The organism is Paenibacillus tianmuensis, assembly GCF_900100345.1.
Lineage (GTDB): Bacteria > Bacillota > Bacilli > Paenibacillales > NBRC-103111 > Paenibacillus_G > Paenibacillus_G tianmuensis.
Map to the genome: position 1 here is coordinate 174,427 of NZ_FMTT01000003.1, position 25,966 is coordinate 200,392.

Annotated in this window: 24 protein-coding genes; 18 read left to right on the forward strand and 6 right to left on the reverse strand. The window is 48.7% G+C overall.

Going from position 1 to position 25,966, the window contains the following annotated elements:
- The first annotated feature begins 27 nt into the window (after positions 1-27).
- Genes BLO51_RS03555 through BLO51_RS03570 form a run of 4 tightly spaced genes read left to right on the forward strand, consistent with a single transcriptional unit; the run spans position 28 to position 3,196 of the window.
- Positions 28-738: an amino acid ABC transporter permease gene (locus tag BLO51_RS03555; RefSeq protein ID WP_090666916.1), complete on the forward strand. Its 711-nt coding sequence runs from the start codon at positions 28-30 to the stop codon at positions 736-738.
- Positions 735-1,487: an amino acid ABC transporter ATP-binding protein gene (locus tag BLO51_RS03560; protein ID WP_090666918.1), complete on the forward strand. Its 753-nt coding sequence runs from the start codon at positions 735-737 to the stop codon at positions 1,485-1,487. Before BLO51_RS03555 ends, BLO51_RS03560 begins: the two co-directional genes overlap by 4 nt.
- 17 nt (positions 1,488-1,504) lie before the next feature.
- Complete coding sequence (locus BLO51_RS03565; protein ID WP_245719510.1) at positions 1,505-2,014, forward strand: GNAT family N-acetyltransferase; 510 nt, start codon at positions 1,505-1,507, stop codon at positions 2,012-2,014.
- 18 nt (positions 2,015-2,032) lie between these two features.
- Positions 2,033-3,196 (forward strand): amidohydrolase, encoded by a 1,164-nt coding sequence (locus BLO51_RS03570; protein WP_090666922.1) that lies wholly within the window; start codon positions 2,033-2,035, stop codon positions 3,194-3,196.
- Here the strand turns inward: BLO51_RS03570 and BLO51_RS03575 are convergent.
- A complete protein-coding gene (locus BLO51_RS03575) occupies positions 3,193-4,053 on the reverse strand; it encodes an aldo/keto reductase (RefSeq protein ID WP_090666924.1) in 861 nt (286 codons plus the stop codon). The two genes, BLO51_RS03570 and BLO51_RS03575, sit on opposite strands and share 4 nt — an antisense overlap.
- 92 nt (positions 4,054-4,145) lie before the next feature.
- Between BLO51_RS03575 and solA the strand changes: the two genes are divergently transcribed.
- From solA to BLO51_RS03595, 4 genes are all read left to right on the forward strand, one after another.
- Entirely contained in the window at positions 4,146-5,303 is a 1,158-nt protein-coding gene (gene solA, locus BLO51_RS03580; protein ID WP_090667014.1) for an N-methyl-L-tryptophan oxidase, read from the forward strand.
- 266 nt (positions 5,304-5,569) lie between these two features.
- On the forward strand, positions 5,570-7,549 hold the full coding sequence (locus tag BLO51_RS03585) for an elongation factor G (RefSeq protein ID WP_090666926.1): 1,980 nt from the start codon (positions 5,570-5,572) through the stop codon (positions 7,547-7,549).
- 120 nt (positions 7,550-7,669) lie between these two features.
- Positions 7,670-8,098 carry a cell wall hydrolase gene (locus BLO51_RS03590; RefSeq protein WP_090666928.1) on the forward strand — a complete coding sequence of 143 codons (429 nt, stop codon included), beginning with the start codon at positions 7,670-7,672 and terminating at the stop codon, positions 8,096-8,098.
- A gap of 251 nt (positions 8,099-8,349) precedes the next feature.
- Positions 8,350-9,933 (forward strand): DNA-binding protein, encoded by a 1,584-nt coding sequence (locus BLO51_RS03595; protein WP_090666930.1) that lies wholly within the window; start codon positions 8,350-8,352, stop codon positions 9,931-9,933.
- Positions 9,934-10,058: 125 nt separating this feature from the next.
- Here BLO51_RS03595 and clpP read toward each other — a convergent pair whose 3' ends face one another.
- The 3 genes from clpP to BLO51_RS03610 are packed head-to-tail and all read right to left on the reverse strand — an operon-like array spanning position 10,059 to position 11,605.
- Positions 10,059-10,637, reverse strand: coding sequence for an ATP-dependent Clp endopeptidase proteolytic subunit ClpP (gene clpP / locus BLO51_RS03600; protein WP_090666932.1), 579 nt, complete (start codon positions 10,635-10,637; stop codon positions 10,059-10,061).
- Positions 10,638-10,667: 30 nt separating this feature from the next.
- Positions 10,668-10,994, reverse strand: coding sequence for a hypothetical protein (locus BLO51_RS03605; protein ID WP_090666934.1), 327 nt, complete (start codon positions 10,992-10,994; stop codon positions 10,668-10,670).
- Positions 10,994-11,605 (reverse strand): ArsR/SmtB family transcription factor, encoded by a 612-nt coding sequence (locus BLO51_RS03610; RefSeq protein WP_167670098.1) that lies wholly within the window; start codon positions 11,603-11,605, stop codon positions 10,994-10,996. The genes BLO51_RS03605 and BLO51_RS03610 overlap by 1 nt, the downstream gene beginning before the upstream one ends.
- Before the next feature lie 238 nt (positions 11,606-11,843).
- On the opposite strand from BLO51_RS03610, the gene BLO51_RS03615 reads away from it, so the two are divergent.
- The 5 genes from BLO51_RS03615 to BLO51_RS03635 all read left to right on the forward strand — a co-directional run bounded on the left by BLO51_RS03615 (position 11,844) and on the right by BLO51_RS03635 (position 18,633).
- The gene (locus BLO51_RS03615) at positions 11,844-13,454 is read left to right on the forward strand and encodes a response regulator transcription factor (protein ID WP_217266680.1); all 1,611 of its coding nucleotides are present in this window, start codon (positions 11,844-11,846) and stop codon (positions 13,452-13,454) included.
- A gap of 109 nt (positions 13,455-13,563) precedes the next feature.
- Complete coding sequence (locus tag BLO51_RS03620) at positions 13,564-15,282, forward strand: sensor histidine kinase (protein ID WP_217266681.1); 1,719 nt, start codon at positions 13,564-13,566, stop codon at positions 15,280-15,282.
- A gap of 245 nt (positions 15,283-15,527) precedes the next feature.
- On the forward strand, positions 15,528-16,394 hold the full coding sequence (locus BLO51_RS03625) for a carbohydrate ABC transporter permease (RefSeq protein WP_090666940.1): 867 nt from the start codon (positions 15,528-15,530) through the stop codon (positions 16,392-16,394).
- Between the two features lie 47 nt (positions 16,395-16,441).
- A complete protein-coding gene (locus BLO51_RS03630) occupies positions 16,442-17,236 on the forward strand; it encodes a carbohydrate ABC transporter permease (RefSeq protein ID WP_217266682.1) in 795 nt (264 codons plus the stop codon).
- A gap of 44 nt (positions 17,237-17,280) precedes the next feature.
- Positions 17,281-18,633, forward strand: coding sequence for an extracellular solute-binding protein (locus BLO51_RS03635; RefSeq protein ID WP_090666944.1), 1,353 nt, complete (start codon positions 17,281-17,283; stop codon positions 18,631-18,633).
- Positions 18,634-18,713: 80 nt separating this feature from the next.
- Here the strand turns inward: BLO51_RS03635 and BLO51_RS03640 are convergent, their stop codons facing one another.
- Entirely contained in the window at positions 18,714-20,213 is a 1,500-nt protein-coding gene (locus BLO51_RS03640; protein ID WP_090666946.1) for an FGGY-family carbohydrate kinase, read from the reverse strand.
- Positions 20,214-20,216: 3 nt separating this feature from the next.
- Complete coding sequence (locus tag BLO51_RS03645; RefSeq protein ID WP_090666949.1) at positions 20,217-21,269, reverse strand: LacI family DNA-binding transcriptional regulator; 1,053 nt, start codon at positions 21,267-21,269, stop codon at positions 20,217-20,219.
- 253 nt (positions 21,270-21,522) lie between these two features.
- On the opposite strand from BLO51_RS03645, the gene BLO51_RS03650 reads away from it, so the two are divergent.
- The 5 genes from BLO51_RS03650 to BLO51_RS03670 all read left to right on the forward strand — a co-directional run bounded on the left by BLO51_RS03650 (position 21,523) and on the right by BLO51_RS03670 (position 25,929).
- Positions 21,523-22,326 carry a sugar phosphate isomerase/epimerase family protein gene (locus BLO51_RS03650; RefSeq protein ID WP_090666952.1) on the forward strand — a complete coding sequence of 268 codons (804 nt, stop codon included), beginning with the start codon at positions 21,523-21,525 and terminating at the stop codon, positions 22,324-22,326.
- Positions 22,327-22,334: 8 nt separating this feature from the next.
- Complete coding sequence (locus BLO51_RS03655; protein ID WP_090666954.1) at positions 22,335-23,054, forward strand: triose-phosphate isomerase; 720 nt, start codon at positions 22,335-22,337, stop codon at positions 23,052-23,054.
- Between the two features lie 4 nt (positions 23,055-23,058).
- Positions 23,059-23,556 carry a secondary thiamine-phosphate synthase enzyme YjbQ gene (locus BLO51_RS03660; protein WP_090666956.1) on the forward strand — a complete coding sequence of 166 codons (498 nt, stop codon included), beginning with the start codon at positions 23,059-23,061 and terminating at the stop codon, positions 23,554-23,556.
- A 34-nt stretch (positions 23,557-23,590) separates the two neighbouring features.
- Complete coding sequence (locus BLO51_RS03665) at positions 23,591-24,367, forward strand: SDR family oxidoreductase (RefSeq protein ID WP_090666958.1); 777 nt, start codon at positions 23,591-23,593, stop codon at positions 24,365-24,367.
- Between the two features lie 314 nt (positions 24,368-24,681).
- Complete coding sequence (locus BLO51_RS03670; protein WP_090666960.1) at positions 24,682-25,929, forward strand: MFS transporter; 1,248 nt, start codon at positions 24,682-24,684, stop codon at positions 25,927-25,929.
- Positions 25,930-25,966: the final 37 nt, after the last annotated feature.

Below are 25,966 nucleotides of genomic sequence, written 5' to 3' on the forward strand. Positions count from 1 at the left end.
GCCGGTCCGGGGATGGAGTGAGAACGAATGAGTATCGACATCGGGTTTATTGTGACGGCTTTTTTTGAAATATTGGCCGCGCTGCCTTTGACGCTGGTCATTACGATTGTCCCGCTTCTGTTCGGGTTCGTCATCGGCGTGGCGGCGGCGCTGATCCGCATGTACAAGGTGAAGGTGCTGCACCGGATCGCCGACGCCTATGTTTCCTTTTTGCGCGGAACGCCGGTCATTTTGCACGTGTTCCTCATTTATTGGGGGCTGCCGATGCTGATCGACAAGCTGTCGATGCATTACGGATGGGGGATCAAGACGGCTTCGATCCCGATCTTGTCGTTCGTGCTGACGGCGTTCTCCCTGACGGCCGGCGCTTATATGTCCGAGATCATCCGTTCCGGTCTCCTGGCGGTAAACCGCGGTCAGATCGAGGCCGCTTACTCCGTCGGCATGAGCACGCCGCAAGCGCTCAGACGCATCGTGCTGCCACAGGCGATCGGGGTCATTTTGCCGAATCTGTGCAACCTGTTCGTCGGATTTTTGCATACGTCGACGTTTGCGTTCACGTTCTCGCAGATGGAGCTGCTTGGCAAAGCCAGCGTCGTGGCATCGAACAATTTGAAGTTTCTGGAAGCCTTTATCGCAGCGGCACTGATTTATTGGGGAATTACGGTCGTGGCGGAGCGGCTGACGGCTTATTTGGAGAAAAGGGTAACCAAATACAATCGGGGAGGCGTGACATGATACGGCTGACGAACATTCAGAAGTCGTTCGGCAAGCAGACGGTGCTGAAAGGGATCGACTTGTCGGTGGATAAAGGGGAAGTCGTCGTCATTCTTGGGCCCAGCGGATCGGGCAAAACGACGCTGCTCCGCTGCGTCAACCTGCTGGAGCGCCCGCAGGACGGGGAGGTGGCGATCGGCGATTTTACGATCAACTGCAAGCATCCGAGCAAGCGCGATATCTTGACGCTGCGCCGCAAAACGGCGATGGTGTTCCAGCATTACAATTTGTTCAAGCATAAGACGGCGCTGGAAAATGTGATGGAAGGCCTCGTGATTGCGCAGAAGCTGCCGAAGGAAGAGGCGAGGGAGCGCAGCCTTCAGGTTCTGGAGAAGGTCGGCCTCGCGGCAAAAGTCGATGCCTATCCCAGCCAGCTCTCGGGTGGGCAGCAGCAGCGGGTCGGGATCGCCCGGGCTTTGGCGCTCAATCCCGAGGTGATTTTGTTCGATGAGCCGACGTCGGCGCTTGATCCCGAATTGGTCGGCGAAGTGCTGTCCGTCATCCGCAAAATTGCGCGCGAAGGCATCACGATGATCGTCGTGACGCATGAAATGAGCTTCGCCCGCGAAGTGTCGAACCGCGTGGTGTTTATGGACGAAGGTGTCATCGTCGAGGAGGGCAAGCCGGAGGACATTTTTTCCCGCCCTCAGGAAGAGCGTACCAAGCAGTTCTTAAGACGAATCACGCCGGAATGGAGTTATGTGATATAAATAGCCAAAATCGTGAGGTGAGTTCCGTGAACGAGGTGTACCGTCAAGCGACTCTGGACGATGCCGAGCGGCTTCTGAGCGTGATTCGCAGAGCTTATCGGAGCATCGGAGAGCTGGAAATCGAATTTGCGGCCGTCCATGCGGATTTGGAGATGGTGCGGACGAATGTCGCCGAGTATGCCAGCTACGTGCTGGAGATCAATGGGACGATCGTCGCGACCATTTCGCTCCGGTCGCTGCCGGAAGTAACCGATCTGCCGTTCTTGTACAACTTTGCCGTCGATCCGGCGTATGCGAACCGCGGAGTCGGCAATAAGCTTCTGGCGTATGCGGAGGAAGCGGTCGTACGGGACATTCTGCTTTCGCCGGCTGTTGTTCTCGCGACTTCGGCAAAGCATCCTTGGCTGCTACCCATGTACGAACGGAAAGGCTATGTGCGCTTCTATGAACGGGAGCTGGGACGGGACGACAAGCTTGTCTTTTTGCGCAAAAATTTGCTGCCTGAAGTTCGCGCCACCACAGGCTGAAACGAGGAGAGTCTGCGCATGAACCCTGAACGACTGCTTCAAGAGGCTGAGGAACTGAAGCCCGTACTGGTGCGGCTTCGCCGCGACCTGCACCGTTATCCAGAGCTGTCGATGCAGGAGGTGGAGACGACCCGCAAAATCCGGGAAGCGTTAAGCTTAGCGGACATCCGGCTGCTGCCGCTCGACCTGCCTGTCGGCGTGCTGGCGGAGGTCGAAGGGGCCGAGCCCGGGCCGACGGTGGCGCTGCGGGCGGATATCGACGCGCTGCCGGTGACGGAAGAAACCGGGCTGCCGTTCGCCTCGGAAATTCCGGGAAAAATGCACGCTTGCGGGCACGATTTTCACACCGCGGCGATTGTCGGCGCGGCGCTGCTGCTAAAGCGGCATGCGGCAGAGCTGAAAGGAAACGTGAGGCTGCTGTTTCAGCCGGCGGAAGAGAAGGGCACCGGAGCGAAAGCGATGGTCGAGGCGGGCGCTTTGGAAGGCGTGCAGGCGATCTTCGGCATGCATAACAAGCCTGAGCTGCCGGTCGGCACCGTGGGCTTGGCCTCGGGGCCGCTGATGGCCAGCGTCGACGGCTTCAAGCTGACGGTGACCGGCAAGGGCGGCCATGCGGCCATTCCCGATACGGCGATCGACCCGATCGTCGCCGCCAGCGCGATCGTAGGCGGCCTCCAAACCGCGGTCAGCCGCAGCATCAGCCCGCTCGACAGCGCGGTCGTCAGCGTGTGCAGCTTTCATGCGGGCAGCACGTGGAACGTCATCCCGGACAAAGCCGTTCTGGACGGCACCGTGCGGACGTTCCGCCCGGAGGTCCGGCAGAAGCTGCCGGATCTGCTGCGGCGCATCGCAAGCGGCATCGCTGCAGGTTACGGCGCGGAGGCGCGCCTGACTTGGTTTGCGGGGATTCCGTCCGTAACCAACGATTCAGAAGCGGTGGAGATCGTCCGCGGAGCGGCGCAAGCTTTGAACCTCCAGGTGACGGAGGCCCGGCGTTCCACGGGCGGCGAAGATTTTGCGCACTACCAGGAACAGGTGCCGGGCTGCTACTTCTGGATGGGCACGAGCGGAACGGAGGAATGGCACCATCCGAAATTTACGCTGGACGAGGATGCGCTGGCGCCGGGAGCGGCTTTATTTGCGCTTACGGTGGTTCACGCTTTGGACCGTCTGCGGGGCTAGTCGCGCCGGTACCATTCGCCGGACATCCACTCGCTCGCTTTCCAGCGCAGCACGTCCGGCGTGGCGAGATGGATGATTTCTTTCAAGAAATCGAGCTGCTCCGTGTCGGACATCGGGCGGAATTGTTTGGCGATGGCGAGGTTTTTTTCCAGCTGCTCCATCGTTTCCATCCCGATGATGGTCGTGGCAACGGGCAGCGAGAACGAGTACCGCAGCGCCTGCTCGTACCACGGGGCGAGCTTCCCAAGCGCCATCGCCTTCATGCCAATCACGGCGACTCCTTTCTCGACGGCCCGCGGAAGAAATTCGTGCGCGAAGCTGTAGATGAAGTGGTCGGCGGCGGATAGCGCCACCAAGGCGCTGTCGAAGGGGAACCGTTCGATGGCTTCGAGCTGCACTTTCGGGTTCGTATGCCCGCTGACGCTGATCGCTTTGATAATGCCCTGCTCCTTCGCTTCGAGCATCGCCTCCATCGCTCCGCCCTTGGCGAAGCATTGCTCCAAATCGTCCATCGTCACCAGATTATGCAGACGCCATTCGTCAACGCGGTCGGTTTGCAGCCGGTTCAGGCTGGCTTCGAGCAGACGCCACGAGCCGTCTCTTGTTCGGTCGTGCGTCTTCGTAGCGATCCATACGTCGTTGCGGCGGTGCCGGAGCGCTTTGCCGAGCCGCTCCTCCGACTGCCCGTCGGAATAGCTCGGGGCCGTATCGAAGTAGGTGATGCCTTCGTCGATCGCCCGGTTGACGATGCGTATCGCTTCTTCCTCCGTACATTGATGCTCGTCCACAATGCGCTGGGCGCCGAAGCCGAGAATCGGAAATTGGTTGTCGGACGCGCCGAAAGTTCTATGTTCCAAAAAAGTTCACTCCTTCGGGAATGTAAGTGGTCATAGTCTGATTATACCTAATTATAAGCGCTTTAATATACGATTGGGAAGGAGTGACCGTTATCCGTACGTCTTACGATGTCATCGTCATCGGCGCAGGCTCCATAGGCATGAGCGCGGGGGCGCATTTGGCGCGGAGAGGGATAAGCACGCTGCTGATCGACGCGTTCGACCCACCCCATGGGGGAGGCAGCCATCACGGGGAGACGAGACTGCTCCGTCATGTCTACGCCGGAGGGGGGCCCTATTCCGCCATGGCTGTCCGGGCGCACCGGCTCTGGAACGAGCTGGAGGAGGAAAGCGGCCGAAAGCTGTTCTTTCGCAGCGGCGTGCTGAATATGGCGCCGGCAGGGCATTCGGGACTCCGCGACAAGCTCGAATCGTCGGTTGCGCTTCAATTGCCGGTCGAGCTGCTGCGGCCGGAGGAGATTGCGAAGCGCTGGCAGGGCATTCAACTGCCGGACGATTACGCGGGGCTGTTCGAGCCGGAGGCCGGCTATTTGCTCAGCGAGCAATGCGTGCAGGCGTATCGCGAGATGGCGTTGGCGCATTGGGCGGTGCTGCTTCCGTATACTCGCGTAACGGAGGTCGTACCGGGGAACGCGAGCGTCACCGTAAAAACCGGGGTCGGCGACTTCCACGCGGACCGTCTTATCGTAAGCGCGGGCGCCGGAGTCGGCAGCGTGCTGCTTCCGTCGCTTGCGCTGCCCGTGACGCCGGTCCGCAAAGCGGTCGCTTGGTTTCAGGCCGACGAAGCGCTATTCGCTTCCGAACGGTTCCCGGGATTCACGTTAAGCACCCCGGACGGCGGCTTTTACGGCTTTCCGAGCATACAAGGGTCCGGCGTGAAGATCGGGCGGCACGAGACCGGTCTTCCGCTCTCGCCGGTCGAGCAGCCGGCTGAATTCGGGACGCTGCCGGAGGACGAAGGCGATGTCCGCCGGTCGCTGGAGACGTATATGCCGGCTGCGGCAGGCGCTCTGCTGCGCGGCGGGGTGTGCAAATACGAGCTGTCGCCGGACGAACATTTCATCATCGACCAAGCGCCGTCCGATCCGAACATTCAGATCGCCTGCGGCTTTTCGGGTCACGGCTTCAAGTTTGCCAGCGTCGTCGGCGAAATTTTGGCTGACCGGATCGAAGGAAAACCGGACGCGTTCGATCTAAGCATGTTCCGGCTGTCCCGGTTTCAGAAGCAGCAGGTGGAGAGTGTTGGGTGAAAGTGAATATTTATTTAATGGAGAAGCCAGTGTGAAAAACAGGCTTCTTTTTATTTTTTGGAAGAGATGGAACGAATCTGGCGGTATTGTGAAGGTTATGATCGCTGCTGCGCTAGATCGAAAGACATAAGCGTCATTCAATTGGAATAATCCGTAAAATCCATATATACTGGAGTTAATACTATAGATTGGAGTGATCGGAATGCGGCAACTTAACCACATTCGAAAGGAGAATAATATGTACGGAGAAAAGAGGATTTTAACGCATGCATACTATAAATATAGGGATTCTGGCGCACGTAGACGCTGGAAAGACAAGTCTGACTGAGCGTATCTTATATGATACGAATGTTATCGACGAGCTGGGAAAGGTAGATCAAGGAAATACACAGATGGATACCATGGAAATGGAACGGAAAAGAGGCATCACGATCAAGGCCTCCGTTGTTTCTTTTGATCTCCATGGGTTGAAAGTGAATTTGATCGATACGCCGGGCCATGCGGATTTTATCGCGGAAGTGGAGCGGTCTCTCAGTGTATTGGACGGCGTTATACTGGTTGTTTCCGCAGTGGAAGGCGTTCAGGCGCAGACCAAAATCCTGTTTTCCGTGCTGAAGAAAATGGGACTCCCCACGATCCTGTTCGTGAACAAAATTGATCGTATGGGCGCACAATCCGATACGACGATGGAGGGGATTCGTGAAAAGCTGATACCGAACGCGTTTTCCCTGTGTCAGGTTGAACATGCAGGCATGAAGAATGCGTCTGTTGTTGAACACCGTTTCGATTGGGCTGCGAACCCCGCTTTTATGGAACGATGCATCGAGCTTGCGTCAGCACATGACGAGTGGCTGTTGGAAGCTTATGTAAACGGCGAAGCGGTGCCGGAAGAACAAGTGAAAGCGGCATTCGGAAAGCAAGTAAGGCAAGCGAACATCTACCCGGTTTATTTCGGGTCCGCCATGACGGGAGTGGGCGTGTCCAGCCTGCTTGAGGGCGTGGCTCAATGGTTTCCGGTGAACGAACACGCAGAGGGAGAGCCGTTGTCGGGGGTCGTATTTAAGCTCGAAAAAGAACCGTCCGGCGAAAAGATCGCTTATGTCAGACTGTTCTCGGGCAGCTTAAGCCTAAGAGAGCAAGTGAAGCTGCAGCGGAAAAACGGGGAGAGCGAATTCGAAGCGCGCACCTGCAAAATCAAAAAGCTTCATGCCTTGATGAACGGGGAGATTATTCCCGCTGCCAAGGTAATCTCGGGGGATTTAGGCAAAGTATGGGGGCTGGAAGACGTCCGGATCGGGGATGTCGTCGGCGAGCAGTCTCATCTCATCAAGCATTTCAGCTTCGCAGTTCCTCAAATGGAGTCGCGAATCGACGCGGTGGAGCCAAGCAAGGACCATCTGCTGTACAAGGCGCTTATCGGCCTGTCGGAGGAAGATCCGTTAATTCAAGTGATGAAAGATGATGTTCATCAAGAGCTTTATATCCGCATTTTTGGCGAAGTGCAAAAAGAAGTGATCGAAGCGGCCTTGAAGGAACATTACGATTTGGAAGTCAGGTTTTCGGAGACCCGAACGGTTTGCTTGGAAAAGCCGGAAGGAACGGGCCAGGCGCTGGAGATCATCGAGGAAGGCGATAATCCTTTTTATGCGACCGTGGGGTTCAAAGTCGAGCCCGGCTTGCCCGGAAGCAGAATCGCCTATCGCATGGAAGTCGAATTAGGCTCGTTGCCGCTGGCCTTCCATAAAGCCATTGAGGAGACGGTCCACGAGACCTTGAAACAAGGGCTGTACGGCTGGGAGGTTACCGATATTGTCGTGACCCTGACCCATACCGGTTATTTCAGTCCGGTATCGGCGGCGGGCGACTTTAGAAAGCTGGTTCCCCTTGTATTGATGGAGGCGCTGGCGCAGGCGGGTACGCATGTTTATGAGCCTATTCATGCGTTCGAGTTAACGGTGCCCGCCGCTATGATGAGCAAAGCGATCTACAAATTATCTGCGATCCAAGCAGCAGTGCACGAAACGGCAATGCATAACGGCATGTGTCTAATAACAGGCAGCATTCCCGTAGCCGCAACGGAGAGCTTCAAGAGAAGCTTGCACGCGTTTACCCACGGGGAAGGCTTTATGCTCGTGGAACCCGCTGGATACGTCAGAATGCATGGCGACGTGCCGACAAGAGCGCGGACCGATTATAATCCATTAAACCGGAATGAATATTTGCTTCACATTCTGCGACCTTACTAAGGCCAGTGCTAAACCCGGCAGGAGTTGAAAGCTCCGGTCGGGTTTTTCGCTGGCGACAGTCACCTATGGGCAAGTACGGCAATACTCTGTAAGTATCTTAACGATAACAGAGGTGACATCATGGCCGTTGTCAAAGCCAGACAGCAAGATGTCGATTTGCTGGCCCGACTGCTTCGCGCGGAAGCGGAGGGAGAAGGGGAAAAAGGGATGATCCTGGTCGGCAATGTTGGAGTTAACCGTATTCGAGCGAATTGCTCGGACTTTAAGGGGCTGCGCACGATTCCGCAAATGATCTATCAGCCGCATGCGTTTGAGGCCGTCATCCACGGGTACTTTTATCAGAAAGCCAGAGACCGGGAGAAACGCTTGGCGCGCCGTACCGTGAACGGCGAACGGCAATGGCCGGCCAAGTTCAGTCTTTGGTATTTCCGTCCGGAGGGCGATTGCCCGCCGACATGGTATAACCAGCCGCTCGTGGCCCGGTTCAAGAAACACTGCTTCTACCAGCCGACCGCGGCAGAGTGCGAAAACATTTATAACACGTTTTAGCGTGTGTAGCGGGCATTTGCCCGGTACTGCCGCTGGACGTCATTGTTGGAGCGCCGCTCCTTCTATCTCGGGATAGCCGCAGTCAAAGCTGCCGCTTCCGGGACGAAGGGGCGGCGTCTTGTTTTCATGCACCGAACTGAGAACCGCTGTTCGTCCAGATTTTTACGAAAACTTAATCTCCCAAGCTGTGACAAAATGGTAAAATGGATCTGGGTGGCATGCCCCAATATAGAAGATACTGGAGGTAACTCATGAGATCCTTTAAAGCTGTTCTTGCAAAAACGGCACTGGCGCTTTCGCTGCTCCTTCCGCTGCCGGGATGGATAGGGGAGGCGCCGAAGGCGCTGGCGGAAGGACCGACGGACCCTGCCCCGTTCCTTAATCCTACGGTTGTGAACGAGAATGCGGGCAAAAAAATTCTGTTCGACAACACGCACGGCCAGACGGCCGGAGCCGCCGACTGGGTCATCGACGGGGCGTTCTCGGATTTTGCTAATGCGCTCGCGAACAACGGCTACTATGTGAAGGAGCTTCGCAAAACGTCGCCGATCACGCTGAGCGATCTGAGTAGTTACGACGTGTTCGTGATCGGAGAAGCCAACAATCCTTATAAAACAAGCGAGCAGGACGCGATGGCGCAGTACGTCCAGAATGGCGGCAGCATTTTTTTCATCGCCGACCATTATAATGCGGACCGCAACAAAAACCGCTGGGACTCCTCGGAAGTGATGAACGGCTACCGGCGTGGAGGCTGGACCGATCCGGCGAAAGGCATGAGCGCCGAAGAGCGCGCTTCCGAGGCCATGCAGGGAGTGGCCAGCTCGGATTGGCTCGCCACGAATTTCGGCGTCCGTTTTCGTTACAATGCGCTGGGAGACGTTACGGCCAACCAGATCGTTCCGCCTAACCAGGCGTTCGGTATTACCCAGGGCGTCTCAGCGGTTGCGATGCATGCCGGTTCGACTCTTGCCATCATCGATCCTCTCAAGGCGAAAGGCATCGTGTACCTGCCGAAGACGAACGCCGCGTGGCCGAACGCGGTGGATCAAGGCGTATATAACGGCGGAGGGAAGGCGGAAGGGCCGTACGCGGCTGTCGCCAAAGTGGCTGCCGGCAAGGCGGCGTTCATTGGCGATTCGTCGCCGGTTGAGGATGCCACGCCGAAATACCGCCGCGAAGAAACGGGACAAGTCAAGAAGACTTACGACGGCTTCGAGGAACAGGACGACGGTGAGCTGCTGGTGAATGTCATAAACTGGCTCGCCAAAAAGGAAAGCTACGCACGGCTCGACCAAGTCCCGAACCTGCAGCTGGACCAACCGACTGCGCTGCTCCCGTTCGAAAACCCGGCAAGCTCGACCGAGCCGAAGCCCGAGCCGTGGGCAGCGCCGGCGCCCGGATATAAATGGTGGGACCGTTCAACGTTCAAGCCGGGATCGTACGGGTACGGGTCCGGGCCGGAGGCCGGCAATCCGACATACAGCTTCGTCAAGCAGGAGCCGCTCCCGAACGACGAAGAGTTCCAGATTCGTGTCGTCGTGGATAACTTGGATCCCGGGGCCACGGTGTCGGACTTAAAACTGGGCATTTACTTGACAGGCGGAACCCAAGTGGCGAAGATCCGCAATGCGGATGGCTCGTGGCCGTCGGGCTACGGTTACAGCACGAATTTTTCACTTACGGCCAACAGTCAAGGAAAGGCTACGAAAGATTTGACGGTTCAGATTAAACCCGGAACGAGCGGTTCGGCGAGCCTCCGGCTCAAACAAGCGAGCGACAACTTGAAGACGGAGACTGTCACCATCTCGGATGTATCTGCAGAGCCGCTGCCTTAACCCTCGGCGTCACCGCAGCTTAACCGAATGTAAGGGCCTCTGATGAAAAAAAGCACTCTTCGCCAGCCGGCGGCGCCATGCGCGTCGTACGGGACGAAGAGTGCTTTTTGGTTAGATTCGCTGCCTCAAGGCTGCATAATCTTATCGATCAAGCCGTAGGTCACCGCATCGTCCGCGGACATGAAGTAATCGCGATCCATATCCCGCGCTACCTTTTCCAGCGGCTGGCCCGAGCGCTCGGAGACGATCCGGTTCAGCCGGTCCCGGGTATCGAGGATGTGGTCGGCATGAATTTTCATATCGGACGCTTGCCCCTTCATCCCGCCCCATGGCTGATGAATCATGACCTCGGCGTTAGGCAGCGCATACCGCTTGCCCTTGGCTCCGGCGACGAGCAGAACGGCGGCGAAGGAGGCGGCGCAGCCTACGCAAATGGTCGATACGTCGGGTTTGATGAACTGCATCGTATCATAAATCGCGAAGCCTGCGGTGGTCGAGCCGCCCGGCGAATTGATGTAGAGATGGATGTCTTTTTCAGGGTCCTCCGCCGACAGCAGCAGCAGTTGAGCGGTGATCGAGTTGGCGACTTGATCGTCGATCTCGCTTCCGAGAAAGACGATGCGGTCTTTCAGCAAGCGGGAATAAATATCGTAGGAACGCTCCCCACGGCCGGTTTGTTCCACGACGACTGGTACATAGTTCATAATTGATGCCCTCCCTGTGGCTCAGACCGCTTATGCGGCCAGCGCTTGAATCGTTGTGTCTCCACGGCTCACGCCGCGTTGGCTGCGTGCCGTAAAGCCCGAGGAGACCATGATGAGAACTTCCTCGGCGCCCGGCGCTCCGGTTCGCGAAGGCAGCGCCCAGCGGGTCACGGTTGCTTCCGAGCGATCGTTTCCGGCCTGCCGGTAGGCGTCCAAATGCGTCACTGGCCGGCAGCCTTGTTCGGCTTCCCGGTCCTTTTGCGGCTCTGACCACTGCCATACGACGGCCGGGGAGTTTTCTCCGCCAGCTTCGGTATCGCCGCTCTGTTTTGCTTTGTGCTCCAGTTTGCGTTCCATTACGCATTCCCTCCCGAGGTTTGATCGATTTGCGGATATACGGCCAGCACGACCTGATATGGGTCTGCGGGTTCCGCTTCGTTCGCCGGTTTGCGGTACTTGGCGGTCAACTGCCGGACAAGGGCGGCGTACTCCTCGACAAAAGCTTGCCGCTCCTCCGCATCCCGGAGAGAGACTTGAAACTGCAGCGACGCGCTTGGAATGTCTTGGCCTTCGTCCGAATGCTCCATCAGGAGCAGCGCATCCTGCTTGATGCGCTCCGCCGTTTGAACCAGATGGGACAGCGAGCCTTGGTCCTTGAGGCGGCGGACCGTTTCCGGCTTCATTCCCAGTTGATCGGACAGGATGAACGTCTTGGCGACGGCTTGATAAAGCACCTCGACCAGGTTGCGTACCTGCCTCGTACCGACCCGGCGCACCAGACCGGCTTTCTCCAGCGCCTTCAAGTGATAGTTGATCCGCTGCGGCGCTTCGCCGATCGCTCGGGCCACTTCCGCCGCGGAAGCGGGCGACGCCAGCCGGGCGGCAATATCCGCCCGCAGCGGATTAAGCAGGGCCATCGCCTGCTCCGGGGCTTCAATCCGCAGGCTTTCCAATATGTCTTCGGTCACAATGGTTCATCTCCGTAAAACAGTATTTTCTACGTAAAAATATATTATTACGTAAATTCATCGTTGTCAATAGGTGCGTGATCTGTTGAAATGAAGGCGGTTGCAAAAATGAGTGAAATAAGTAAAATGAACAAATAAGGACCCGATAGATATTCGAATTTGAGAAAGCCTCTATAGAGTATGGAGTCGCGCGAATATTTGTTATATTTTATGAAAGCGTTATCTTTATTAAAGCGAGGTGGCTCATTTGTTAAAAATGATTATTGTTGATGACGAGAAAAAAACGGTTGAGGGTATTAAGGAATGCTTGGATTGGACAGATTACGGGATTGTAATCGCAGGACAAGCAAGGAACGGGAGCGACGGGTTAGACCTGGCCGTTCAAGTAAGGCCCGATATTGTTTTGACAGATATTCGGATGCCTGTCATGGATGGCATTGAATTCTCCAGGGAGTTGAGACGGCTTCTTCCGGAAACCAAAATCATTTTTATAACCGGTTATTCGGATCTTGCCTATATGAAGTCAGCCTTCAAGGAAGGCATCATCGATTATATACTAAAGCCTATAGATATAGACGAGTTGGAAAGTGTCATCAGGAAGACGGCTGAACTTTGCGAAATCGAAAAAAAGAAAGAGCAGAACCGACAGGAATTGGAAAGCAGGCTTCACGAAAGCATTCCGTTGCTTCGGGACCAGTTTCTTTCCATGCTCATCTTGGGTGAGATCGGCGAAAAGGATTTGATCGGCGAAAAGATGAGACATCTTGCAATCGATCTTCCAGTCGAAGATACCGGTTATCTTGTTTTTGTTGTCGATGTTGATGACTACACTGTGATTTGCTCGGATAAAGAGCCGTTTGAGTTGAAACAACTATCTATGGAAATAATCAGTATTGCCCAGAAAACGATAGATGGCAAGGGAATTATGGTTCAACTGAACGAAGGTGAGTTAGCTGGCATTATCCCCTCTCGTACTGCGCATGGAGGGGCTATAGCCGAGAGTGCAGGTGAATGGATACAAACGCTCCAGAACGGTCTGAATCGGGATCTTGATTTAAGCGTTACCATCGGCGTCGGGGAATGGGTGAACAGTGTCGAGAAAATAAGTTTTTCTTATTACAGGGCTGTGCATGCAATAAATCAAAAGCTGTATCGAGGTAAAAATCATATCATCTATGCCGATAACGTGTCGATCCTTAGTGAAAAGGACGCAACCTTCGGATACAAAATCTACGAACAGACTTACGCTGCTTTAAAAGCGGGGGATATGGACAAAGCTCGGCTCCGGATAGAGGATGTATTTGAACATTTGAACCGCTCATGCTCCCTACAATACGTTCAGAGTGTATGCCTGCAGTTCACTGCTGTTTTTCAACGCATCTATGCTGAATATGCGGACGACAGATCAGAGGATCCCACGTTGGATGTTTTCGCCATTACCAATGAACTGTTCAGGTTAGAAACGATAGAAGATATGAAGCAGTTTGTGTTGACTCATTGCACAAAAGTATGCAATTATGTCGCCACTGGTCGTGACGGGCAATCCCAAATTGTTGATTATATAAAAAGCTTGATCGAAGAGAGGTATGCCGAAAATGTAACCATCGAGCTGATAGCCAAGGAAGTATTTCTTTCCCCTGCTTATACAAGTCTTCTTTTTAAACAAAAAACGGGGGAAACGATTAACGGCTTCTTGACGCGTGTCAGAATTGAAAAAGCAAAGGAACTGCTGCGGCAGGGCTCAAGCAAATTGTATGAAATCTGTCTCGACGTTGGTTATTCGGACCCTAAGTACTTCAGCAAGCTGTTTAAGAAGATAACTGGCCTCAGCCCCTCAGAATATAAATGATGCTAATGGAGAGATCCGAACAATGAAAATACAGTTATCTTTCTTCAAAAAAAAATACGGCAGTTACAGTCTGCGGACAAAGATCATCATTTATTTTCTTATTATAAACATGATTGTTATGTCCAGTTTAGGCATAATTTATTATTGGAAATCGACTCAGATCATGCAGGAGGAAAAGGCAAAAAACATTCAAAACACATTGTCCAGAGTTGCTATCGATGTAGTGAACCTGACGGATAGTATTAGACAAGTATCCGACTCCATCAGCGCGAATCCGAATATTCGAGAGTATTTAAGACGACCGGTTACGGACGACGATTTTCAACAAAGTATGGAAGATTTCAGAAAGATCAATGATATTATCCAGTCTTTTCCGTACAAGCAAGAAGTTTTTAAAATACGGATTTTTTTCGATACCCCTATCTTCTATTCGAGTAATAAAGTGAATCTGCTTGGTATGGAGCAGGCAGCTTCGGCCCCTTGGTATAAGGATGTAAATGACCGCAATGGCAAAATTGTCTGGACCAGCACCTATCCATACAAGTTTTATCATGCATGGCAGGAAAATATTATTTCCTGCGTTCGCGTCCTCAACGATCTCAAGCAGTTGGACAAGCGCCTTGGATATGTCAGCATTGATTTAAAGGAAAGAGATATATTCAAGATATTGGAAGCAACGGAGGAAGTTGTTAACGGAAGGCTGTTTATCGTTAATGGCAGTGGCGCAATTTTATCCAACCGAGACAGCGCACTAACTGGTAAATCGATATACACGATGAAAGGATTTGAACATTTGTCGCTGGATGAAAAAAATTTTGTTCGCACGGATGTCATGGGCAAAAACTCATTGGTTCAGGTGAAAAATATTGAATCGTTAGATATGAACATCGTCTCGATTATCTCGATGGAAAGCATTTCTGAAAAGAACGTAATTATTATGAAATTCCTGCTCCAATCATTCGCACTCATCCTTCTTGTATCCATCCTGCTGGCCGTACTGTTATCAAAAAATGTGACAGGACGGGTTCTTCAATTGATTGAGTATGTGAGGAGGGTGGATATTGAGGACGATGATTATGAACTCAAGGTAGAGCATAATGACGAACTGAGTAGTCTGATGATTTCTTTCAATAAGATGGTGGCTCGCAACCGTACATTGATCAAAGAAGTGTATCAGGAAAAAGTAAGCAAAAAAGAAGCGGAATTGAGGGCCCTTCAAGCACAAATCAATCCTCATTTTCTGTACAATACGATGGATACGATCAACTGGATGGCTCTTAAATATAAAGCTCGGGATATTATGCACATGACTCAATTGCTCAGTAGGTTTTACCGGCTATCCCTCAATGGGGGCAGGGATATTGTCCATATCGAGGATGAAATCGAACATATCAAAACGTACATCGATATTCAAAAAAACAGATTCGAGGACGACATAGAGGCGTATTTCGATATTTGCCCGGAGCTTTACAGATACAGCACGATAAAACTTTTACTTCAGCCGATCGTCGAAAATGCAATATTTCACGGTATTCAAAAGAAGCCCGACCAGAAGGGTGTAATCCGCATTATTGGGTTTAAGGATGATCAAATCATTAAGCTGCGAATTATAGACGATGGCGCCGGTATGGACCGGGAGACGGTCGCCAAATTGGAAGCGGGGCTTATTGAAGCCGACAATCATAGTGGCAGCTACGGATTAAAAAACATAACGCAGCGAATCAAGCTTTATTTCGGAGAAGAATATGGCATAAAAATTGACAGTGAACCGGAGAAAGGCACCTGTGTGGAGCTCTTTTTTCCAGCCGTGATCTACAAGGATTCCTAATGTTCTGTTTTTTAGTAGAAATACAGTAAGATAAGACACCTTAACCATCCAATTACCTACCTCACGCCTGACCAAAACTTCATACAATAGAAATATCCCGCATGACAAGTCATTTAAAGACTTAACTATGGGGGAAACAACAGAGGAGGCATGCTGGTGAAAAAGCAAAAAACGTTATGATGATTTGAAAGTGCTTTTTTTGGTATAAAATGAAATCATTGAATGGATAGCAGGGGAGAAATGCAATGTTAAAAAAATCTGTCAATTTTTATTTTCGAATCCCGGTTTGGGTCTATATGCTACTTGTAGCAGGTTTTCCAATTCTGTATACCGTTAATTTGAGCTTTCGCAAGTTCAGCTTCGCTTTGCCGGGATATGAGGGCCAGTTTATCGGATTGGACAATTATACAAGGGCATTGCTTGATTCCAACTTCTGGGGCTCGCTGGGCGTTACATTCACGATCATCCTGTTTGTCATTCCCGCACAGTTGGTTGCCGGCTTTTTCATTGCCGGGCTGCTTGCCAAAAATTTGAGGGGTACCAAAATATTTTCTTCGTTTATTTTTCTTCCCATGACCATTGCGCCCATTGTAGTCGGACTAATTGGGAGATTGCTGCTCATTGATAGATTCGGTTTGGTCTCATGGTATTTGGAGTATATAGGCTTCGATCTTGGAGGCTCTATTCTGGGCCAGCGCATAACTGCACTTGCCTCCATCATAATATTGGATATTTGGCATTGGACACCATATGTCACTTTGCTGCTGTTAGCCGGTTTGCAATCGCTTCCAGTGGAGCCGTATGAAGCGATTGAATTGGAAGGCGCCTCCAAACTGCAAACGGTTTGGTACGTAACCTTGCCTTTACTGAGACCGATTCTAGTTACCGCCGTGCTGTTCCGTTCCATTGATTTGTTCCGTATATTCGATGAAATATTGGTGCTTACGGGGGGAGGTCCTGGTTCCAGTACGGAGTCAGTCGAAATGCTTACCTACAAAGTAAATTTCCATAATTGGGATATGGGGTACGGAGCCAGCATCGGCGTAATTACCTTGATTATGGTGTTGCTTATGAGCTTATTATCTCTGAAAGTAACAAGAAAAGAGACCTAGCGGAGGGATTTCACGAAATGCGGCAAATCCGAACAAGAGAAGTGTTCATGACCTATACCGTCCTAGGCGTTTTATCTATTATGGCGCTATTCCCTTATTTGTGGATGCTACTCGGCTCGTTGAAGGGCAGACTGGACCTTTTCTCCATTCCCCCAAAAATAGTATTCAGCCCTACGACAGTCAACTATACAGAAGCGTTTGTTCACAAGTCCTTCCTACAGAACTTGTTGAACAGTGTGAAACTGGCTGTCACTTCCACGGGGATAGCGATCTTAATCGGTGTGCCAGGAGCTTATGCTTTATCGCGTTCCAAAGCAAGGGGGGACGGGCTGTTACTTATGATGGCATTGCTTACCCGAATGGTTCCCCCTGTCGTAATCGCGATTCCTTTCTATGTGTTAATGGTAAAGCTGAAGTTGATGAATACTATGACGGGTGCAGTGCTTGCCCACTCTATATTGACCATTCCACTAATGGTATGGATGATGAAAAGTTTTTTTGACACCGTTCCCAAAGAAATTGAAGAAGCGGCCGCAGTAGACGGTTGTACAAACATAGCGGTTTTTTTCAGAATCGTGATGCCGCTTGTGCTCGGAGGACTTAGCGCATCCTCCATCCTGTGTATTATAACCTCATGGAATGAATATTTGTTAGCCAGCGTGTTAACAGGAAAAAGTACCGCCACATTGCCAGTCGCAATTCCAGGCCTAATCAGCTCGAATGGTACGTTATGGGGGGAAATATGCGCTGTCGGAACCGTGGTTTCAGTACCGATCGCGATATTTACGCTCGCCGTTCAACGCCATTTGGTAAAAGGAATGACTATGGGGGCTGTGAAATAACAACCAACTGTCATGATAACGAATCCAGTCAAGGAGGAAAATAGATGAAGCTTAGAAGCAAATTACTTGCAGTTTCATTGGTTTCCATATTTACGCTCACCTCAGTCGGTTGTACTCAGCAGGCGACAGAGAATCAGAACAAAGCGCCCGATACGACGATTCGGTTTGTTGCTGAGGCCTCGGGCTTAACGGACGCATTGGAGAGTCTGGTTCCCGAGTTTACTCAAAAAACGGGCATCAAGGTAGAGTTTGAAAAGCTTCCATACGAAATGGTCGTGCAGAAAACGATGCTAGACTTTACTTCCGGCACGGGATCGTACGATGCAGTATCATTACCCTATGAATATTTGGGGCGGTTGGTCGATAAGGGGTATGTCAAGTCAATCGATGAATATTTGAACGACAAGACTTTAACACCAGATGATTTTGATGTGAAAGACATTATTCCTGCAATGTGGAATGGAAGCGCTAACTGGAAAGGCAAGATGTACGGGTTTCCATCTAATCCTACGATTACGTTCATGTGGTACCGTAAAGACTTGTTGGAGAACTCGTCCGAGAAAGAAGCGTTTCTCAAACGCTTCGGGTATGAGTTAAGTGTGCCTAAGACGCCACAACAAATGAAGGATATGGCTCAATTTTTTACCCGCAAGAAAGGCGAAACTTTGGCGGGCAAGGTACTGGACCACAATTTCTACGGGATGTCGATTATGGCCAAAAGGCACTCGGCACTCTCAGCGGATTGGCTCAGCTGGGCATGGGCATATGGTGGCGGTATATTTGATAAAGGTTATGAAAGTGGAAAAATTGTGATGAATTCCGATAAAAACATGGAGGCGCTCAACTATTATGTGTCCTTATTCGATTATGCCGTACCAGGCAGTGTGGATTACACCTGGGATGAAGTGACGACAGCGATGCAGCAGGATTTAACCTTCGCTGCCATTAACTATAACGATCAAATTCCAGGCCTGCTCGACGAATCCAAGTCCAAAGTAGCCGGAAAAATGGGATATGCTCTACAACCGGCGAATGATCGTCCAACAGCCAATTATGGCTCGTGGACCTACATGATTCCGGCCAATTCCAAACATCCGAAGGAGGCCTACCAGTTCTTCGAATGGGCGTTATCCAAGGAGACGCAGAAAAAATGGACGTTGCTCGGAGGGATTCCAGCTAGAGAATCCGTCTTTAAAGATCCAGAAATCAGCAAGATCGAATACATGCCAATGACGCTTGAAGCTCTTAAAATAAGCGATTTGCGTCCCAGAATCTCGGAATGGGGAGAAATGGATTCGGCCATGTCGGAGGAGCTTCATAAAGCCGTAACGAAACAAGCCAGCCCTAAGGATACATTGGATAAATTACAAGCAAAGTTTGAGAGTATAATAAAATAGCAGTCCGGTCATTGCCGCACAAGAAAATGAGGCCACGGGAGTAAATACTCCCGATGGCCTCAAACTTATTATAAAACCTCTTAAAAATCCCTCATTCTTTCATTTGCATTCAACTCATATACATCTTTCAGAGAACGATACAAGGCAGTGAAAACAGCATAGGTTTTATCATACTCCATACGTTCAGCAGGTTCATATCTCTTCTTCATTACGACACAATGATCCACAGCATCTTTGAATGTCGGGAAAAACCCTTCCGAAACGGCGCCAATCATGGCAGCGCCGTAGCAAGGCGCCTCTTCGTTTTCTGGAAGTTCAATTACCTGCTTTGTGATATCTGACTTCAGTTGGGTCCACAAAGGCGATTTTGCTCCGCCGCCGGTGGAAATGATTTTATTTATCTTGACTCCGGAATCACGCATATAGTCCAGATTCTTTTTCAGCAGACAGGCAACACCCTGCATAATAGCCAGAGCGAAATCGTATTTATCATGTGAAGCATGGATACCGAAGAAAACGCCGGAAGCATTTTCATTGAAGTCAGGAGCGTTTACTCCTGTCAAGTATGGCAAAAATACAGGCGGTATACGATGGGTTCGCCGCATAAGGGTCTCATTTATATCTGTAAATGAAACATCTTCTAAAAACTGATTCTTGTACCATTCCAAGCTAAATCCGCCACTCTCGCATACCGGTAACAGGACGTAGGTATCCGGGAAAGGTCCGCAATTCAGCGGAATCCGGCCTTCACTGAAAAGAGGAGCGTTTACCAGAGTAGCGATAGATAAAACGGTTCCCGCAGATTCGCTGATGATACCTTCTTTGATGTTTCCGGTTCCAATCATGCCGGCAAAATGATCCAATGTTCCTACATTGATCTTCGTATCATAAGTCAACCCGATTTCGGAATCAATCCATTCCAATAAAAGTGTCCCGGCAATACTGCAGGAAGGAAGTACTTCAGGCAACTGCTCTGTTTTTACGCCGCAGTAATTGAGGATATCTTCCCAGTAGCATTTCTCTGTGATGTTAAAATAATGAGAAAAGCTATAGATAGAGTAATCTCCGGCTATGCGGCCGCATAATCGATAGATGATATAATCTTTCAGCAATAGATAATGAGCAGTCTGATTAAATATATCGGGTTTATTCCGGTTCATCCAAAGCATCTTTGTAATCGGCCATGTTGGGATTAATTCGGGCTGGCCTGTAATGCGGTAGCACAGCTCAGAATCAAATACAGAAGATAATTCTTCACATTCTTTGCGGGAGCGCATATCCAACCAGGAGATTGCGGGATGTACGGGTGTTTTGTTTTCGTCCAGTAAAATAAGAGATTCTGCCTGCCCGGTCAGGACAATCTGGATGACATCTTCGTTGTTTGAAGTTTTTCCGATTGCAGCCGTTTTGCAGATCATTTCTTGAATGCATGTGAAGTACTGCTCAGGGTCAAATTCTACAAAATCGCCGCTGCGGTTATAATGTACGGTTTCTGAAAGTGTAGTAAGCGGATTCAAATGCTTGTCGTATACAGAAACTTTGATATTCGTCGTACCCAAATCGATAGATATGATATTCATATTTTAGTTCCTCCTGTTTCTTCTAAACAAATTGCATACAGAATCTCTGGGAATCAGGATTGGGTCAGAAGAAAAAAAGCGTGTTTCAGTACGTCCTTCCAATAACGCTGATTGTAAAATACTGATGTAGTTCTCTGCCATTTTTTCTTTGGGCAGGTGTATGGTGGTCAGAGGAGGCATGGAAAAAGCTGAAAGAGGATTATCATCGAATCCAATAACACTTATATCTTCCGGAATTTTAAAATTGTACTGCATAGCAGCTTTGTATACTCCGTAAGCCAGAGTATCATCAAAGGTCAGTACACCTGTAAAGGGAATACTGAATGCATTTGTGTCATAATCCCATAATTTCTGCATGGTCTGAAAGCCGTTTGTGATGGATGAATGTGTTGTTTTAACCATATCTCTGTTAAACGGAACATTATATTCGCTGTAAGCCCGTTCGATCCCTAATACAAACTGTTCACTCGTGGGAAAGGATAAGGGCTCTGTGATAACTAAACAATCCCGATGTCCATTTGACAGCATGGCACAAGCAGCAAGATATCCGCCATGCGCATAATCAACATGAACATGGTGACAATTCATGGTCTCGTAGCGAACGCCCTGAAGGATTAGTCGATTGGACATCTCTGATAACAGCTGTAAATTATTTGGGTTCATGGATGTCGGTTCGAGAATAATAAAATCCGGCTGCCTGGAAAGAACAGTCAATATATTGGCGCGTTCAATTTTTTCACTGAACTGTGAATCAAAAATCATTGTGGTATATCCATGATCAGCCATCTTGATCGAAATGGTGCGGAAAATATAGGTAAGTACAGGATTTTCGATATCATTAAAAATGATTGCAATGGTTTTGGTAGAATTGCTTCGCAGGCCTTTGGCAAGTGAATTAGGGGTATAGCCCATTTCATTTGCTTTATCTAAAACCATCTTTCGGGTCTCTTCTTTAATGGCAGGGTTGTTGTTCAATGCTTTCGATACAGTTGAAAATGAGATGTTCAATTCCTTTGCAATGGTTTTAATAGTAATAGGTTTGTTTGTATCTGTCATTGCTGGATACTCCTTTCTTTAATGAGGAGCAATTACGCAGAAGTTTGTGAGGATAAATATTTAGAACAGAGTACAATATATTTACAACGTTGTCAATATGCTGCGAGAGATTAAAAATGAGTTCGACAGAGTGATTGACAAAACGGATAAAAGCTAATATGATCATTACAACGTTTGAAAACAAACAAAAGACAGTTTGTAAGCGGTACATTTTTTTGATAAAAAATTACAAGGTTGTAAAAGGAGGTTCAAAATGAAGATATCATGTACGAATTTAATGCTGCCGGGAAACAATTTGACTGAGCAGGCCACTCAACTGTACAAATGGGGTTACGATGGCATCGCGATATTTGTGAACTATAGTGAATGGAGCGAAGAGCTGCACCAGGAAATACTTGCATTACAAGAAAGAACAGGAATCATCCCGTGTGAGTTTGCCTTTGGAGATGAGATTTACGGACATTTAATGGATGACAATATGGAGCTCAGAAAAAAGAGCAGGGAAATGTATAAGCTTGCGGCTGAAATTAGTGGTGAAATCGGAGCAGTCACAGAGCTTGAATTTGCATACGGTGCGCAGAATCCGCTGCCATTGTTTCATTCTTATCAAAAAATGACAGAAATGGAAGAGCTGGGGTTTCTGGAAATGTACAAAGAAGTTGCCAAACCCCTTATGGGGACCAAGGGCAGGATGCTGCTTGAAGGGATTAATAGATATGAAAGTCCATACTTAAACAGTATCAAAGAATGCAAGGATGTCATTGACAAATTAAACATAGATAACTCCGGAGTTTTAGCAGATTTTTTCCATATGTCCATAGAAGAGGCGGATATGGTTGAAAGCATTAAATACGCAGGAGACTCTATTCAACATGTACATTTAGGTGACAATAACCGTCTGCTTCCGGGCTATGGAGCAATTGATTGGAAGGCGTGCTTTAATGCGTTGAAAGAGGTTGGTTTCAATGGCTTCCTCAATTTAGAATGCAGCACCAGCGGAGATCCATCTAAGACATTGCCCGAGACCGCAGAGTTTTTAAAGAAGATGTTGAAATAGGTGATGTTATGAAGAATGAATTTAAAATAAGCAAGCCATTTTTTGAAATTGGCCCCAAGACATATCTATATGGAAAAGAAGCGGTAGAACTGGCAGTAGAAGCTGACAGACTCTGTGAAAAATATGGAGTTGATATCATTTTTACTGCTCAGTATACAGATATAGAGCCGATCTCAAGGGCAACCCGTTACATTAAAGTATTTGCGCAGCACATGGACCCCATATATCCGGGAAGGGGAGTGGGAGCGGTTTTACCTGAGGCGGTAAAAGCAGCAGGAGCGGTTGGCGTTCTTTTGAATCATACGGAGAAACCATTAACAATAGAAGTGCTGACACAAAGTATAAAAAGAGCACATGAAGTGGGTCTGGCAACATTAGTATGTGCTGGAAGCAGTGAAGAAGGTGCCGCAATAGCATGTCTTAACCCGGATATTATTTTAGCTGAATCACCTGCGCTCATAGGGAAGGGCGCACGCGGCCCTCAGGATATGGAAGAGATTGCAAAAATCAATCATGCAATACACCAGGTGAATCCTAATATGCTGATTTTGCATGGAGCGGGAATAACCGATGAAAAAGATGTTTACGAAATAATTAAAGCAGGAGCCGATGCCACGGGTTCAACCAGCGGAATCATAAAGGCAGAGAAGCCATTAGAAATGATGGAAAAAATGATTGCATCTGTGGCAGAAGCATGGAAGATAAGAAAAAAAGAAAAGGAGAATTAATATTATGGCAGTATTTCATGAAGTATTTAAAATTGAAACAGGCAGAAGAGTGAGTTTTGATGACATTACAGAACAGGTACAGGAATGTGTAAAAAAATCAGGAATTAAAAACGGGCTTGTCAATGTTTTTTCACAACATACAAGCTGCAGTGTATTTCTGCAGGAGGATTCAGAGGATGTTACTTTTTGGAACACTCCGCTGATCCTTCAGGATATGATAAATGCATTGGAGAAAATCATTCCGACATGTCAGTATGAGGGGCAATATCTGCATCCGGGTCCGATTCATACAAAAAATGCAATGGAATTAAGGGATGAAAAGCCAGAATGGTTGCTGAACACAGACGGACATTTACGTTCTGTTTTGCTTGGGCGGTCTGAGACAATTCCGCTTTTGGAAGGTGAAATGACTTTAGGCGAGTTCGGAAGAATCTATTTTTCGGATATGGATCAGACGAGAGAGCGTACACGCATGGTACGTGTGCAGATTGTCGGCGAATAAGTTGAGAATTTTAAAATAAGAGGAGGAAAAGAACATGGGAATTATAGAAAAAATGAGATTGGACGGGAAGAAAATATTTGTAACAGGCGGAGCAAGAGGAATCGGAAAACGCTTTGCAATTGCACTTTCCGAAGCAGGGGCAGATGTTGCCATTGTTGATGTTGATTTAGAAGAGGCACAGAAAACCGCAAAAGAAATTGCACAGGCCAATCATAATAAAACGATCGCAATTAAAACGGATATTACCAAGCCTGACGAAGTGAATAAGATGATGGAGACGATTCTAAAAGAATTCGGCAGACTGGATGTAGCATTTTGTAATGCAGGGATAGGACACGTGGTACCGGTAGAAGAGGATACGCTGGAAGATTGGAACAGGGTAATCAACGTAAACTTAAATGGAACTTTCCTAACCGCGCAGGCAGCCGGGAGAGTGATGATAAAACAAGGAGGAGGCTCGATTATCAATACCGCCTCGATGTCAGCCCATATTACAAATGTTCCTCAGAAAGAATGTTCGTATGCGGCATCAAAAGCAGGTGTGATAGCGATGTCAAGAAATATGGCTGTGGAGTGGGCGGATAAAAATGTACGTGTCAATACGATCAGCCCGGGATATATGGCGACGGAGATGACACTGAATGATCCGGGATTAACGCCATTGATCAGTCAGTGGGAAAAATTGATTCCGGTACATAGAATGGGAAAACCGGAAGAGTTAGAAGCTATTGCCGTTTATCTTGCAGGAGATATGAGTTCTTATACAACAGGAGCGGACTTCCGCATTGATGGAGCTTACACTTGCTTTTAGGGTAAAAGAGTTTCAGAGAGGGATTCACCTGTTTAGTGCATCATAAAATGTAGGTTATGGCATTTAATTTGTGCAGTGCCGTAGGCGCTGCACAAAAAAGCCATTTGTCAAAAGGGGCACTCAATAAGTTGTTCAAGTAAATTGAAAAGCTGGATTTATTGACATTGGATGAAAACGGTTACAGTTTCTTGCATAAACCTAAATTTCGAAAGCCCAAGGGGCTTTGTTATTTTCAAGTGTTATTTTGAATTGAAAGCGCTAAATCGTAAACGAGCGGTGCACCGGCTCGCATAAATTAGTTAGGTGGGGTTAGGATGAAGGCTAGGAGAGAGAGTTTTTTTGATAGAATTGGTATACCAAGTGTCTTATCGTGGAGTTATTTGGGTGTTTTAGTATTTATGATTGGCAATGGGATCGAAATAGGTTGGTTAAGTCCCTATTTGGAGGATAATGGATTAAGTATTCAACAAGTTTCTACTTTATTTAGTATGTATGGTGTGACTGTAGCGATATCATCCTGGTTTGCCGGAGTATTTTTTGAAACATTTGGTGCTAAACGAACAATGCTATTAGGAGTAATTTTTTGTGTCGTTGGTACAGTAGGTTTCGTAAGCTTAGGGTTAAAAGAAATGTCTTATTCGATATTATTGATTACACAGGCCATAAAAGGGTTTGGATATCCTCTTTTCGCCTATGCGTTTTCAGTTTGGATTGCATATAGAAGCCCAGCCGAAAAACTAAGTACAGCATATGGATGGTTTTACTTTGTCTTTTCAGGCGGGATGCAAGTGTTGGCTACTTTTTATGCTAGTTGGGCTATAAATCAACTAGGTCATATTAATACTTTATGGACTACGCTCATTTTTATTATTTCTGGCGCTTTTTTTGCGCTAGTACTTAATCGCGATAATATTGTCCCTCAAAGTAATAATAATACAATGGATAAAATTAAAGAGGTTCTAAAAGGAGTAACGATTCTTAAAGAACATCCTAAGTTATTAATAGCTTGTATCCTTCGAATTATAAATTCACTGTCTCAGTATGCTTTTCCTGTCTACCTGCCTATGTATATGATATCTCAAGGTTTTACAACCTCTGAATGGCTAAGCATATGGGGTACTGCTTTTACTAGTAATATCCTGTTTAATTTGATTTGGGGAATAGTTGGAGACAAAATAGGATATAAAAGAACTATTATTTGGTGTGGTGGAGTCCTGACTGGAGTAGCATCTTTACTTCTATTTTTTGCTCCACAACTGGTTGGAGCAAACTATATTATATTACTTATACTTGGGATGATTTGGGGAGCAGGTGTAGCAGGTTATATACCTTTAGATGCAATGTCAGCTAATTTGGTTGAAAATGATAAAGGGGCAATCATGTCAGTATTGAACTTAGGAACAGGTTTGTCTGTTGTTATTGGCCCAGCAATAGTTGGTCTATTCATAAATTCCATTGGTGCAAGCGGTGTCACTTGGGTAGTTGCTATACTTTATTTTATAGGTGCCTTGCTTACTAATTTCCTAGATGAGCCTGAGAAGATTCCTAAAAATATTACTTAAACCGACAAAACGATAAAAGTTAATATAAATTACAACG